Here is a 12,947-nt window from a genome sequence, read left to right on the forward strand (position 1 = left end):
TTTGATCGGTTTGAATATAATTCATTTTTTAATTTTAATGAAAATCCCTGCCAGTGGTGTGGCAGGGTTTATTACCTTTGAATAATAATTTTATTATCTCATGGCCCGTTTCAAAATACGTTCAGACTGCCGCTGGAAGTATTTCGCCGTTTCTTCAACCGATTTCTGACCATAGTCGATAGATTGAATGGCATCACCAAATAGGGACACGATTTGCGGATCGTCAAAATAAGGTGAAACGCTCATGCTATGCGGCAATGATAACGCCAGATTCAGACCAGAAACTGCGGGGGAGTCATCTTTAATAACGCCGTCAGCCGTCAGTTGGGCTACCGCAGCCTTGCTTAACGGCACGCCGCGCTCTAATCCCAGCGCCTGAACGCCTTCTTTGCTGTTCAACAGGAAGTTAATCAGCAGAGACGCTTCTTTAGGATGTTTGCTTGATTTACCAATTGACAGCATTTGTGCAGGTTTAAAGAACAGACCGGCATCTTTGGCGCCCGGCAACATAGGATAGTCGCCTAACGCCAGTTTTGCCGGCGGTTGCAGGTTGTCGGAATACTTGGTGATCGTAGAGTTCCACATATACGTGCCGCTCCACTCGCCGCTAATCCACGGTTTCATCTCATACATATTACTCTTGCCGAAAGAGGCATAGTATTTCGCTGAAGGCATCACGTGACTATCAACCAACTTCTTATACATGCTGAAGAATTCCACCCATTGCGCATCGGTATAAGAGAATTTTTGACTTTTCTCATCAATGGCCGGGATGTTGTACTTCTGAACCATGTAAGAGTTTAACAACGCCAGGGAGTCCTGATGCTCCAGAACTACAGGGTAGTATTGCTCGCCCAGCTTTTCTTTGAATACGTTACCGGCGTTCAATAGTTCATCCCAGGTTTTCGGATATTCCAGACCGGCTTTTTTCCAGCTTTCTGTATTGAAATAAAACACACGGGCGGTAACAGAAACAGGAATACCGTTCAGCTTGCCATTGATGGTCGTCCCCTGAAGCTCTTTAGCGTCGAACTGGGTCAGATCCAGCGTCTCTTTAACGTTGTTCAGATCGTAGAAGCCATCGCCATTTTTAGAGAAAATCGGCAGCCAGTTCCAGTTGGTCTGCATCACGTCAGGTTCCGTGTTGCCGGCAATCTGCGTCGTCAGACGAGACAAGTGTCCGTCCCAACCGGTGTACTCCGCTTTAACGGTGATATTGGGATACTGCTGATGGAACGCTTCAATCGCCTTGAGTGTCTGTTGATGGCGGGTATTGCCTCCCCACCAGGACATTCTTAATTCAACCTGATCAGCAGCAAACGACGGTGCCGCCAATAATGCTAGTGATGAGGCTATCAGAGTGTGTAGGATCGCTTTTTTCATCGGGTTACTACTCCTGTTAAAGAGAGATATTTTTTTCTGTTTTTGCATCAAAGATATGGCACTTTTCCATATCGAACTGGAAGAAGACCTGACGATGCAGGCCATTGCTGATAATCGACCGTGCTTCATCGGAAGCGACACGGCTGGTTAATTCAAAGCCGTCAACCTTGATATACATAAAGAATTCATGACCCATGTTCTCTACGCGCACCAGTTCTCCCTGAGAGTGGTTCGCCTCAAACGGGGTTTCGGACACGGTGACGTACTCAGGCCGGATACCGAAGAACACATCCTGATCGGCGTAAGCGCGGACTTTGTCCTGCTGTTCGCGGTTCAGCACCAGCGTGTAGTGACCGACCGTCAGACCAATTCGGCCGTCATTCTCCACCAGCTTGCTTGGCTTGATGTTCATTTCCGGCGAGCCGATAAAACCGGCGACGAACATGTTGACGGGGTAGTGGTACAGGTTGTCCGGCGTATCCACCTGCATGATATGGCCCAGCTTCATGACGCAGATGCGGTCGCCCATGGTCATGGCTTCGGTCTGGTCGTGGGTGACGTACACGGTCGTGGCGGCCTTGCCGCTTTTTTTCAGTTGCTTGTGCAGGTCGGAAATACGGATACGCATGGAGGCGCGCAGCTTAGCGTCCAGGTTGGACAGCGGCTCGTCAAACAGGAAGACGTCAGGTTTTTTCACGATGGCGCGGCCTACCGCGACACGCTGGGCCTGGCCGCCGGAAAGCTGGCGGGGCAGGCGGTCCATCAGTTCTTCCAGTTCCAGAATTTTGGCGGCCTCGGTAACCTGCTCTTCAATCCGCTCTTTGGGCATTTTGCTGAGCTTCAGGCCGAAGGCAAGGTTCTCCTTAACCGTCATGTGCGGGTAGAGCGCGTAGTTCTGGAACACCATGGCAATCCCGCGCTCTTTGGGCGCCAGATTATTCACCACGCGCTCGCCGATACGGACTTCGCCGCCGCTGATGGTTTCCAGCCCGGCCAGCATCCGCAGCGTGGTGGATTTCGCACAGCCTGACGGCCCGACAATCACCATGAATTCCCCGTCTTTGATGGTCAGGTCGATGCCGTGCACTGCTTTGAAACCGTTGGAATAGACTTTTTCCAGCTTGTTGAAAATGACTTCAGCCATGATAAATCCCCAATTAACCTTTAATGCCACTGCTGGTCACGCCTTGAACGAAGTAACGCTGTGCCAGGAAGAAAACAATGATGGAGGGCAGAATCGAAATGCTGGACATCGCCAGGATTTCATTCCACGGTGCGCCTTCTGTCACGTCGATGGACATTTTCAGCGCCAGCGCAATCGGGTATTTGTCCACGCTGTAGACGTAGATCAGCGGCCCGATAAAGTCGTTCATCGACCACATGAACTGGAACAATGCCACCGAGATAATGGCCGGTTTCAGGATCGGCACCACCACATACCACAGCACCTGGAAGGAGTTGCAGCCGTCGATCTGGGCCGCCTCTTCCATATCCCGCGGTACGCCGCGCAGGAACTGGATTAGCATGAATACGAAGAACCCCTGGGTGGCGAACGCCAGCGGCAGGTAGAGCGGCAGGTAACTGTTCAGCATGCCCATTTCGCGGAACATGATGTACTGCGGGATCAGCAGCACGGTGCTGGGCAGCAGCAGGGTGGCGATAAGGGTGGCGAACCAGAAATTCTTCCAAGGAATATCGAAGCGTGCGAAGCCGTAAGCGACGATGGTGGATGAGATAATTGTCAGCAGCACTTTCGGGATCACGTACTTGAAGGTGTTGATCATGTAGTGACCGAAGTTGTATTCGGTGCCGGTTTTCCAGCCGTTGACGAAACCGTCCCAGGTGGCGTGCTCAGGCCACAGCCCCAGAGTGGTAAAGATTTCATGGTTCGGCTTGAAGGAAGCCGAGAACATCCAGGCCAGCGGATAGAGCATCAGCAGCCCGACGAACAGTAAAATGACATAACGGATGGCGGCGCTGGTTTTCTCTTTACGCAGTGTGCGGTGTACTTCCCGTGCGGCAATTGCCTGGGCCAGGGTCATATTGGAATGCATGTCAGCCATTTTTTCCTCCTTTATCCGCGGAGTAGAACACCCAGTATTTGGATGATTTGAACGCGACCGAGGCGAATACGGCCACCACCAGGAACAGCACCCACGCCAGCGCCGCGCCATAGCCCATATCGAAATATTTGAAGGCGGTATCGTAGATATAGAGAGAGAACAGGTAGGTGTAATGGGTCGGGCCGCCGCCGGTGATGACGTAAGGGGCGGTGAACTCCTGGAACGCCTGAGTGGTCTGCATAATAAAGTTGAAGAAGATGACCGGAGTAATCAGCGGGACCGTCACCTTGAGGAACATCTGCCATTTTGAAGCGCCGTCGATCATGGCGGCTTCATATTGTGATTGCGGCACGTTCTGCAAGGCAGCGAGGAAGATAACCATGGCGGAGCCAAACTGCCAAACGCGTAGCAGGGTAACGGACATCAGGGCCAGCGAGGGTTCGCCCAGCCAGTTGACGGCATCCAGGCCGAAAACGGCCAGAAAGCTGTTCAACAGTCCGTCGATGGCGAACATGGCGCGCCATAGCACGGCGATGGCGACGCTGCTGCCGAGAATGGAAGGCACATAGTAAGCGGTGCGGAAGAAACCGATGCCGCGCAGTTTGAAATTGAGGACGAAAGCAATCAACAGAGCGAATATCAATTTCAGCGGAATGGTGAGGAAAACATAGGCGAAAGTCACGCCCATGGATTTCCAGTAAAGGTCATCCTCCATGAACATGCGCTGGTAATTTTCCATCCCGGTGAATTCAGGCGGACTCATCAAATCATACTCGGTAAAACTGAGAAAAAATGATGAAACAAAGGGGAAAGCGGTAAACACTATCAGCCCTATAATATAGGGGGAGATATAGGCTAACCCCAGCATTCTGTTTTCATTCATAATGCTTACCTATTTAGTCATTGTGAAATATCAAAAATAAAATCAAAGCAGGAAGTTAAGCGTTTTTTCCGGGTAGTACATCAAACCCATCAGCCATTAAAGGTATTGGAGTGGTACGGCTATGCGCCACTTTATGAACGGTTGCGATATGCCGGCACAGCATATTAATCCACTGATCAAGCTGCGTTTTCTGACTGGTGTAGAAGCTTGCAAAAATACTCATGGAGTACCTTCTTATGGAACTGCGTAACCAGTTCCTTATAAATAGAAACGCTGTTTTGAATGATTATATGGCGCTATTAACCTTGTCGTCATGTACGCAATAGCGAAAGTGTGATCAAAGTCGGAACGTTGTTTTAATTTTTTTTAAGGCGAGATTTTGATGAGGAAAAATAAGGGGGGGGAGGAAATAACCAATTGAAAATGAAAAAAAAGCACAACCGGAATTGTGCCTTTTATCATGCGGTGTGTGAAAAATGCAGCATATGAAAAAATTGTACCGCGGATTAAATAAACGATTAGCGAGCCAGCCAGCCGCCATCCACAGCAATGGTGTAGCCGTTGATGTAATCGGACGCGCTGGAAGCCAGGAACACGGCGGGACCCATTAGATCATGCGGCAAACCCCAACGGCCTGCCGGGATGCGATCCAGAATTTCTTTGCTGCGGTCTTCGTCGGCGCGTAACTGCTGGGTATTGTTGGTGGCCATATAGCCGGGGGCGAGCGCGTTAACGTTTATGTTGTGTTTCGCCCATTCGTTCGCCAGCAGGCGGGTCACTCCCATCACGGCGCTTTTTGACGCGGTGTAAGAAGGCACGCGAATACCGCCCTGGAAAGACAACATGGAGGCGATATTGATGATTTTACCGCCGTGACCTTGTTTGATGAACTGACGTGCTACAGCCTGAGACATGAAGAACACGCTCTTGATGTTCAGATTCATCACATCGTCCCAGTTCTTTTCGCTGAATTCGATGGCATCTTCACGGCGTATGATACCGGCGTTGTTAACCAGAATGTCGACTTTGCTGAATTCGCTCACCGCTTTTTCCACCAACGCGGCGTGACCGGAGATGTTGCTCATGTCGGCGGTCAGGCTGAGAAAACGACGTCCCAACGTGGTGACTTTCTCGATAGTCTCCTTGGGTTCAACGATGTTGACGCCGACAATATGGCAACCAGCCTGCGCCAGGCCGATAGCCATACCCTGACCTAACCCCGTATCACAACCTGTGATAAGTGCAACGCGGCCCTGTAAATCGAAGGAATTTAAAATCATGGATTTACTCTCTCCAAAAGCGACAATAAGTCGTTAGCTGTTATTGTAGGGAACACCGGTCATTGTGGTAGAAAGCGATTAACTTCACTTGCTAACCTTAACGTAATCCATATCACCGAAAACCTGATTCTCGCCAACCATTTCTAGCCAACCATGCCCCAGATAAAGGTGCAGCGTCTGGAGCCCACACCTGAATAGATCGACCCACGCGGTGAAAGTACCGGGCGGAACATGTGTCCGTCGCGTGGTAGTGACAACGTCACCTAAACCTTAATTGCCCGGTTCTTTCTGGTCATTTGGTGATGATAGTTTGGTTGGGATGTGAATTCAATAAAAATGAAATAATGTTTTATTTATTTATTGAGGAGCGTCATGATTTTGCTTATTTTGTATTTCATCTACCGCGGATGTAACTAGAATGTCTGCATCTACAGTAGCGCACTCACTCTGGTAGGTCAGGTGGATGAGACTGAGAAACTGAAAAGGAGAAATGATGAGACGGTATTTTATTGACGATGAAACGCCCTGGGAAGAACTGGGCGGCGGCATTAAACGCAAAATCATCACCTGGAGTGATGAACTGATGATGGTCTGCGTGCATTTCGATAAAGGAGCAATTGGTACGCCGCATAAGCATGATATCCACGATCAGATCGCTTATGTCGCGGCTGGCAGCTTTGAAGTGGTAATTGAAGGGGAAAAGCGCATCCTGAAAACCGGTGATGCGTATATGGCCGTTAAAAATGAGATGCACGGTGTGGTGGCATTGGAAGACGGCAGCGCGTTAATTGACACGTTTTCTCCCAAACGGGCGGATTTCCTGTAATTACTTCAATTACTGGCCGGTAGGTACCTTCCGGCCAATAGTTTTGTCCTGCACGCGTTTTAGGTAATGTGTGTGGTGTCCAACTGCTGCAACGAACTGAGTTGATGATCGGCCAGCACCCAACGTGGATCCTGGCTGAACGACGACGCCGGCACCACAATGGATCGCATGCGCGCCGCTTTGGTGGCAATCATGCCGTTTATCGAATCCTCCAACGCAACGCATTGTAACGGCGCAATCCCTAATCCCTCCGCCGCCTGCAAATAGACCTCAGGATGGGGTTTGCTATACGGCAGTTTTTCCGCGGAAACCACCACGTCGAAATAGCTTTCAAGCTGGAACATGCGTAAAACCTGTTGCAACAAGCGCGACGGTGATGCCGACGCCAGACCGATTTTGAGATTTTGCCGGCGGCAACATTGCAGCGCGTGTTCAACGCCGGGCAATAATGGACGACGCTCGTCAATCAGGGTGATTGCGCGCTCAATAATACGGTTCACGACCACCTTTTTATCGGAAGTTTTCCAGGGAGCAATGCGATACCAGAGATCAACCACCATATCGATACGTAATCCCAGGGTATCGGTCATGGACTTACGCAGTGAGGTATCAATGCCCAACGAGGCGATGACTTCAAGTTCGGCTATGTCCCACAAGGGCTCGGAATCAATCAGCAATCCATCCATATCAAAAATGGCGGCGCGAATAACAGTATTAGCAGTCATACCAGCCCAGTCCCTCAAGGTAGAAAAGTCGGAAATCGATGATAATACAGGTTAACTATATGCTAAATCATGGTTTGTAACGTGTGATGAGCGACAAAACATTGACTGATAATGAACTTAAAGTAGGCTGCTATCGGGATTTTTACAGTATACACTGTTTGATATTAACGATACTGCGTCGCTCAAAAGGGGAACTCATGACGTATCAACAGGCTGGCCTTATTGCCGTGGTTAAACGTATCGCGGGATGGATAATTTTTATTCCAGCTCTGCTGTCTACACTCGTTTCGCTGGCCAATTATTTATACATTTATGCACAAAAAAAACAGGGGATTGATGCGGTTCTGCTGGATTTTCTGAACCTGATGATTGAAATGATTCGTTTCAACACGCCATTTCTCAATATTTTCTGGTATAACTCGCCGGTGCCTGATTTTTCTCGCTTTTTTATAACTTCAAGCCTGATGTTCTGGCTGATTTACTTTCTGATTTTCATCGGTCTGGCGTTGCAGGTATCGGGCGCACGGATGTCCCGGCAGGTGAAAGCCATCCGCGAGGGGATTGAAGATCAGTTGATTCTGGAGAAAGTAAAAGGCAACGACAACAGCACGCGTGAAGGGCTTGAAGCGCGTGTCGTGGTTCCTCGCCATACCATTTTTGTGCAGTTTTTCCCGCTTTATATCCTGCCGTTGATTCTGGTGGGCGCGGGATATCTGATTTTGCGTTTAATGGGCATGCCGTTGTAACGCAATCATACGTTAAGTTGTTGTTCAATCGCCTGCTGCGCCGCCAGGATATTTTTCCCGCCGAACAGGTTGGCGCGGTTGAGCAGATAGTATATCTGATAGACCGGCTGGCGTTCGATAAAGCCTTTATCCAACGCCCATACGCTCTGATAGCCGTCATAGATTTGCGGCGGCAATTCGGGGTAGAGCGGCAACATCGCCAGATCGCACTCGCGATCTCCCCAGTAACACGCTGGATCAAACAAATAAGCGCCGTTGTGACTATTCGCGCAGTTATTGGGCCACAGATCGCCATGCAGCAGGGAAGGCTGAGGCTGGTGGCCCGCCAGTCTTTCCTCTGCTCGCGTAATCAGGGTTTCGATATGACCAAAATGCATCCCTTTTTCGGCGGCTAACTGAAGCTGCCAGCCAATCCGTTGTTCAGCAAAGAAGATCGACCAGCGGCGTTGCCAGCAATTCGGTTGTGGTGTCGTCGACAGATCGTTATCGAAATCCAGCCCGAATTGCGGTTGGTCGCTCCATTGGTGCAGGTGCGCCAACTGTTCGCCAAGGCACCAGGCGCTGTGGGCATCCAACGGTTTTACCGGCAGATATTCCAACAGCAGGAAGCTATTATCGCGGGAACTGCCGACACCGTAGACGGCGGGCACATTAACCGTGTTACTGCGCGCCAGTAAGGTGATCTGATCGGCTTCGGCGGTGAATTTGGACAGCATTTCGCGGGTGTCGCATTTTACAAACACCTCGTGCTCACCGTATTGGACATACCATGTGGCGTGAATTTCGCCACCTGACAATTCATGACGCGCCTGGATATCAGCTGCGCCGAGGTGTTCTTCCAAAAGTCGGCTGATTGCTTGCCACATAAGGTCATCCTCTCGTTGATATTGCCAGATATCCTGATTCTTCTCGCCGCCGCGACCTGCCAGCCAAGCCGATGACGATTACCACGGTAACGCATTAAGCACAATAAAAACCGGACTTGTAACACAGTGATGACGATGGTGGTGAACGCGCTCAGCAGAAGAGTATAGACGCAGTTGAAAAATAACGCAGTTTGCCTATCGTGCGCAATCGGTACATGAAAATGGTGTATCAGGGATGGGCTGGCCATCCCTGAGTTTACGTTATGATGGGGAGGGTAGAAGGCGTATCCGCCGTCATGCGGTTTTCGCCGGGGCTGTCAACGCGGCGGTTTTACGCAGTTTCCACTGGTGATAAATCAGAGCCAGTACAAAAAACGATGCCTGTACCAGCACAATGCAAGGGCCGGTGGCGCCATCAATGTGGAAGCTGATTAACGTTCCGGTGACACAGGAGAACACTGAGACAGCCGTCGCCACAATCAGCATGCGGTCAAATTGCTTGCATACCATAAACGCGACGATACCCGGCGCTATCAGCAACGCGATGACCAAAATCACCCCGACCGTCTGCAATGAAGCCACGATCGTCAACGCCAACAGGCAGAGCAGGCCATAGTGCAGCAGCTTCACCGGCAGACCTATTACCCGCGCATGGCTGGGATCGAAACAGTAGAGCATGAAATCACGTCGCTTGAGCAGGATGACCGACAAGGTAATACCCGCAATCAACACGATTTGCGTCAGTTCCTGACGGGTGATCCCCAGCACGTTGCCAAACAGAATATGGTTGAGGTGCTGGTCGGTATCGACACGGGCAAACATCACCAGCCCCAGCGCAAACATGCCGGAAAAGATAATCCCCATGACCGTATCTTCTTTTACCCGGCTATGCTCTTTGACGTAACCGGTGGCGATGGCGCAGAAGATACCGGAAACAAAGGCCCCGATCACCAGCGGTATCCCCAACAGAAATGCCACGACGATACCGGGCAGCACGGCATGCGAAATCGCATCGCCCATCAGTGACCAGCCTTTCAGCACCAGAAAGCATGACAGCACGGCGCATACGGTTCCGGTGATGACGGCGGCGATGATCGCTCGTTGCATAAACGGGTAGGCAAGCGGTTCGGTAAACCAACTAATCAGCATGCTCATAGCGCATCTCCCGTTTGGTCGTGTTGCCGGGCGCGGCGGGATGCCAGCAAACCGTGTTTGGGGGCGAATAAAAACGCCAGCAGGAAGACCACGGTTTGCAAGGTGACGATAACGCCGCCTGTGGCGCCATCCAGGAAAAAGCTCAGATAGGCGCCCACTGAACTGGTGATTGAACCCAACGCAATGGCAATCAGCACCAAACGCTCAAAACGGTCAGTGAGAAGATAGGCTGTAGCGCCGGGCGTGATCACCATCGCGATGACCAGAATGGCACCTACGGTTTGCAGTGCGGCAACAGTACAGGCGCTGAGCAAGGTGAAGAAAAGGATTTTCAGCTTCAGTGGCGAAAGACCGATCGAGCGCGCGTGGTTTTCATCAAAGAACACCGCCAGCAGGTCTTTCCACAGCAAACACAGAATGACGAAAGTGATGCCGATGATGATTTCCACCTGAAGCATATCCGCATCGTCGATACCCAGAATATTACCGAAGATAATCGACTGAACATTAATAGAGGTCGGATTAAGTGAAATAATCAACAGACCGACCGCGAAGAAGGTGGAAAAAATAAAGCCGATAATCGCGTCTTCACGCAGCCGGGTAATATGCCGGATCAACGTCATCGCTAACGCAGCCAACATGCCGGTGAAAAACGCGCCTGCGGCATACGGAAAACCGAGCGCATAAGCCCCTGCGACGCCAGGCACCACCGAGTGCGACAACGCATCGCCCATCAATGACCAACCCTTCAGCATCAGGTAGGCGGACAGAAATGCGCAGACGCCGCCGACAATCGCGCTGACCCAGATCGCTTTGACCATGTAGTTATAGGCAAAGGGTTGCAATAGAATATCGACCATCAGTCTTTCTCCTCCTCCGGGGGGGTGAACAGCGCGGGAGGATCGCTCTTGGTTGAACCATAAAATACCGCCGGACGTTCATCATCCGTCAGGACGGTAACGGAACGAACATCATCATCGTCGTGGAGATTAGGACCGCCGAGATTAATGTGGCGCAATACTCCGCCAAAGGTTTTTTCCAGATTGCTTTGGGTGAACGTACTGTGGGTGGGGCCAGCCGCCAGCACAGTACGGTTGACCAGAATAACATTATCGCAGAACTCAGGCACGCTACCGAGATTGTGAGTCGCCACCAGGATCAGGTGTCCTTCATTGCGCAGTGAGCGCAACAGGTCGATAATGGCGTTTTCGGTTTTAACATCGACGCCGGTAAAAGGTTCATCCAGCAACAACACGCTGCCTTGCTGCGCCAGCGCACGGGCCAGGAAGACGCGTTTTTTCTGGCCGCCGGATAGCTCGCCTATTTGACGCTGCCGCAAAGCGGAAAGCCCCACGCGCTCCAGGGATTCGGCAACAATGTCGCGATCCTGCTGACTGGGCATGCGCAGAAAATTCATTTTTCCATAACGTCCCATCATCACCACATCGGAAACCAGCACCGGAAAGTTCCAGTCTACGTCTTCCGTCTGCGGGACATAGGCAACCAGATTTTGCTTTAGAGCCTGAAAAATAGGCTGTTTATTAAGCAGCACTTGCCCGGAGGTGGGTTTGACCAGCCCCATGATGCTTTTGAATAGTGTTGATTTTCCGCTGCCGTTTACCCCGACCAGCGCACAAATCGTCCCGCCTTTCAGCGAAAAGGAGGCGCGGCGGATAGCCTGATGCCCGTTGCTGTAAGTGACGGAAACATCATTGACATCTAATGACTGTGTTGCGAGATCGCTGCTCATTGATTAAATCCTTTGGCGATGGTTTCCACCGTGACGTTCAGTAAATCAATATAGGTAGGAACCGGGCCTTTTGCATTTGACAGCGAATCAACATAGAGCACGCCGCCATACTTGGCTCCGGTTTCTTTACTCACTTGCTTTGCCGGTTTGTCCGAAATCGTGCTTTCACTGAATACCACCGGGATGTTCTTTTCGCGCACAGTATCTATCACGCGGCGCACCTGTTGCGGCGAGCCTTGTTCATCCGCGTTGATTGGCCACAAGTACGCTTCATTGAATTGATAATCTTTGGTCAGATAACTGAATGCGCCTTCACTGGTGACAAGCCAGCGTTGCTGGGCGGGAATGCGTGAGAGGCGCTCACGCAGCGGGGCATCGATCGCTTTGACTTTTTCCGCATAGGCTTTGGCATTGCGGTTATAGGTTTCGGCGTTGGCCGGATCGTATTTCACCAATCCCGCGCGAATGTTCTCAATATAGATTAGCGCATTGGACGGCGACATCCAGGCGTGAGGGTTCGGGTTGCCATTGTAGGCGCCTTCGCGGATGGGTTGCGGCGTGATCCCTTCGGTCACTACCACTGCGGGCACATCTTTGACATTTTCAAAAAAACGCTCAAACCAGCGCTCCAGATTCATACCATTCCACAGTATCAACTGGGCGGACTGCGCTTTGACGATATCGCGCGGCGTGGGTTGATAGTCATGAATTTCCGCCCCCGGTTTGGTGATCGACTCTACCGTCGCAGCATCCCCGGCAATGTTTTGCGCGATATCCTGAATAATGGTGAAAGTGGTGACGACCTTAAGTTTTTCCGCCGCCTGCGCGTAACCGCTGGCTAGTAAAAATAAAGCGCATGGCAAAACAATACGTCGTAAGAGAGGAGAAAAGTTAATCTGGAAAGCGGTCATGCATTATCCTTACAAAGCGCATATAATTTACATGAGAATAATTATCAATATCATTTAAGTCAAGAAACAAAGAAAGGCTGAGGGAGGTGATGGCGTGCCCGTCGACACCAGTGATGGCTACCTGTACATCTGTGCATATGAGCGAGAAACCCATAATGCTCCTTTGGTAACAAAAATATTGATCTAATTTAATAAATCGTAACTAGTGTTGCAACGTAAGTCTAACGGTAACGAGTAAATCAGTCTTTTTTTGATTATGTGATGAACAACCGGTGGGCGGGCATGAAGGAAAAAACCGGGAGATAAATTAAAAAAATGCCGCCACCTGCCGATAAATTATAGGCTATAAGAATTGGGTA

At 50.6% G+C, this 12,947-nt stretch carries 14 protein-coding genes; 2 read left to right on the plus strand and 12 right to left on the minus strand.

Annotated features, from left to right (window positions below; translation table 11 throughout):
- Positions 1 to 93: 93 nt before the first annotated feature.
- The 6 genes from DES54_RS07770 to kduD all read right to left on the minus strand — a co-directional run bounded on the left by DES54_RS07770 (position 94) and on the right by kduD (position 5,609).
- A complete protein-coding gene (locus tag DES54_RS07770) occupies positions 94 to 1,383 on the minus strand; it encodes an ABC transporter substrate-binding protein (RefSeq protein WP_113866159.1) in 1,290 nt (429 codons plus the stop codon).
- A 16-nt stretch (positions 1,384 to 1,399) separates the two neighbouring features.
- Positions 1,400 to 2,527 (minus strand): ABC transporter ATP-binding protein, encoded by a 1,128-nt coding sequence (locus DES54_RS07775; RefSeq protein WP_113866261.1) that lies wholly within the window; start codon positions 2,525 to 2,527, stop codon positions 1,400 to 1,402.
- A gap of 13 nt (positions 2,528 to 2,540) precedes the next feature.
- Positions 2,541 to 3,446 carry a carbohydrate ABC transporter permease gene (locus DES54_RS07780; RefSeq protein WP_113866161.1) on the minus strand — a complete coding sequence of 302 codons (906 nt, stop codon included), beginning with the start codon at positions 3,444 to 3,446 and terminating at the stop codon, positions 2,541 to 2,543.
- Positions 3,439 to 4,329 (minus strand): carbohydrate ABC transporter permease, encoded by an 891-nt coding sequence (locus DES54_RS07785; protein WP_113866163.1) that lies wholly within the window; start codon positions 4,327 to 4,329, stop codon positions 3,439 to 3,441. Before DES54_RS07785 ends, DES54_RS07780 begins: the two co-directional genes overlap by 8 nt.
- 55 nt (positions 4,330 to 4,384) lie before the next feature.
- Positions 4,385 to 4,552: a hypothetical protein gene (locus DES54_RS18560; protein ID WP_169050451.1), complete on the minus strand. Its 168-nt coding sequence runs from the start codon at positions 4,550 to 4,552 to the stop codon at positions 4,385 to 4,387.
- Positions 4,553 to 4,847: 295 nt separating this feature from the next.
- Positions 4,848 to 5,609, minus strand: coding sequence for a 2-dehydro-3-deoxy-D-gluconate 5-dehydrogenase KduD (gene kduD, locus DES54_RS07790; protein WP_113866165.1), 762 nt, complete (start codon positions 5,607 to 5,609; stop codon positions 4,848 to 4,850).
- 493 nt (positions 5,610 to 6,102) lie between these two features.
- Between kduD and DES54_RS07795 the strand changes: the two genes are divergently transcribed.
- Positions 6,103 to 6,435 carry a cupin domain-containing protein gene (locus DES54_RS07795; protein ID WP_113866167.1) on the plus strand — a complete coding sequence of 111 codons (333 nt, stop codon included), beginning with the start codon at positions 6,103 to 6,105 and terminating at the stop codon, positions 6,433 to 6,435.
- Between the two features lie 59 nt (positions 6,436 to 6,494).
- Here the strand turns inward: DES54_RS07795 and hxpB are convergent, their stop codons facing one another.
- A complete protein-coding gene (hxpB, locus tag DES54_RS07800) occupies positions 6,495 to 7,160 on the minus strand; it encodes a hexitol phosphatase HxpB (RefSeq protein WP_113866169.1) in 666 nt (221 codons plus the stop codon).
- Positions 7,161 to 7,357: 197 nt separating this feature from the next.
- Here hxpB and DES54_RS07805 point away from each other — a divergent pair, with 197 nt between their 5' ends.
- Complete coding sequence (locus DES54_RS07805; protein WP_113866171.1) at positions 7,358 to 7,906, plus strand: YniB family protein; 549 nt, start codon at positions 7,358 to 7,360, stop codon at positions 7,904 to 7,906.
- Positions 7,907 to 7,911: 5 nt separating this feature from the next.
- On the opposite strand, the gene DES54_RS07810 is transcribed toward DES54_RS07805, so the two are convergent.
- From DES54_RS07810 to DES54_RS07830, 5 genes are all read right to left on the minus strand, one after another.
- Positions 7,912 to 8,772, minus strand: coding sequence for a fructosamine kinase family protein (locus tag DES54_RS07810; protein ID WP_113866173.1), 861 nt, complete (start codon positions 8,770 to 8,772; stop codon positions 7,912 to 7,914).
- Between the two features lie 294 nt (positions 8,773 to 9,066).
- A complete protein-coding gene (locus tag DES54_RS07815) occupies positions 9,067 to 9,927 on the minus strand; it encodes a metal ABC transporter permease (RefSeq protein WP_113866175.1) in 861 nt (286 codons plus the stop codon).
- Positions 9,924 to 10,787, minus strand: coding sequence for a metal ABC transporter permease (locus tag DES54_RS07820; protein WP_113866177.1), 864 nt, complete (start codon positions 10,785 to 10,787; stop codon positions 9,924 to 9,926). The genes DES54_RS07815 and DES54_RS07820 overlap by 4 nt, the downstream gene beginning before the upstream one ends.
- Entirely contained in the window at positions 10,787 to 11,677 is an 891-nt protein-coding gene (locus tag DES54_RS07825) for a manganese/iron ABC transporter ATP-binding protein (protein ID WP_113866179.1), read from the minus strand. Before DES54_RS07825 ends, DES54_RS07820 begins: the two co-directional genes overlap by 1 nt.
- Entirely contained in the window at positions 11,674 to 12,588 is a 915-nt protein-coding gene (locus tag DES54_RS07830; protein WP_113866181.1) for a metal ABC transporter substrate-binding protein, read from the minus strand. Before DES54_RS07830 ends, DES54_RS07825 begins: the two co-directional genes overlap by 4 nt.
- Positions 12,589 to 12,947: the final 359 nt, after the last annotated feature.

The organism is Brenneria salicis ATCC 15712 = DSM 30166, from assembly GCF_003315515.1.
GTDB classification, from domain to species: domain Bacteria; phylum Pseudomonadota; class Gammaproteobacteria; order Enterobacterales; family Enterobacteriaceae; genus Brenneria; species Brenneria salicis.

What these genes read in the sequence shown, in the direction of transcription:
- DES54_RS07770 (WP_113866159.1), bottom strand. Translation starts at nt 1,383, where the DNA reads ATGAAAAAAGCGATCCTACACACTCTGATAGCCTCATCACTAGCATTA.
- DES54_RS07775 (WP_113866261.1), bottom strand. Translation starts at nt 2,527, where the DNA reads ATGGCTGAAGTCATTTTCAACAAGCTGGAAAAAGTCTATTCCAACGGT.
- DES54_RS07780 (WP_113866161.1), bottom strand. Translation starts at nt 3,446, where the DNA reads ATGGCTGACATGCATTCCAATATGACCCTGGCCCAGGCAATTGCCGCA.
- DES54_RS07785 (WP_113866163.1), bottom strand. Translation starts at nt 4,329, where the DNA reads ATGAATGAAAACAGAATGCTGGGGTTAGCCTATATCTCCCCCTATATT.
- DES54_RS18560 (WP_169050451.1), bottom strand. Translation starts at nt 4,552, where the DNA reads ATGAGTATTTTTGCAAGCTTCTACACCAGTCAGAAAACGCAGCTTGAT.
- kduD (WP_113866165.1), bottom strand. Translation starts at nt 5,609, where the DNA reads ATGATTTTAAATTCCTTCGATTTACAGGGCCGCGTTGCACTTATCACA.
- DES54_RS07795 (WP_113866167.1), top strand. Translation starts at nt 6,103, where the DNA reads ATGAGACGGTATTTTATTGACGATGAAACGCCCTGGGAAGAACTGGGC.
- hxpB (WP_113866169.1), bottom strand. Translation starts at nt 7,160, where the DNA reads ATGACTGCTAATACTGTTATTCGCGCCGCCATTTTTGATATGGATGGA.
- DES54_RS07805 (WP_113866171.1), top strand. Translation starts at nt 7,358, where the DNA reads ATGACGTATCAACAGGCTGGCCTTATTGCCGTGGTTAAACGTATCGCG.
- DES54_RS07810 (WP_113866173.1), bottom strand. Translation starts at nt 8,772, where the DNA reads ATGTGGCAAGCAATCAGCCGACTTTTGGAAGAACACCTCGGCGCAGCT.
- DES54_RS07815 (WP_113866175.1), bottom strand. Translation starts at nt 9,927, where the DNA reads ATGAGCATGCTGATTAGTTGGTTTACCGAACCGCTTGCCTACCCGTTT.
- DES54_RS07820 (WP_113866177.1), bottom strand. Translation starts at nt 10,787, where the DNA reads ATGGTCGATATTCTATTGCAACCCTTTGCCTATAACTACATGGTCAAA.
- DES54_RS07825 (WP_113866179.1), bottom strand. Translation starts at nt 11,677, where the DNA reads ATGAGCAGCGATCTCGCAACACAGTCATTAGATGTCAATGATGTTTCC.
- DES54_RS07830 (WP_113866181.1), bottom strand. Translation starts at nt 12,588, where the DNA reads ATGACCGCTTTCCAGATTAACTTTTCTCCTCTCTTACGACGTATTGTT.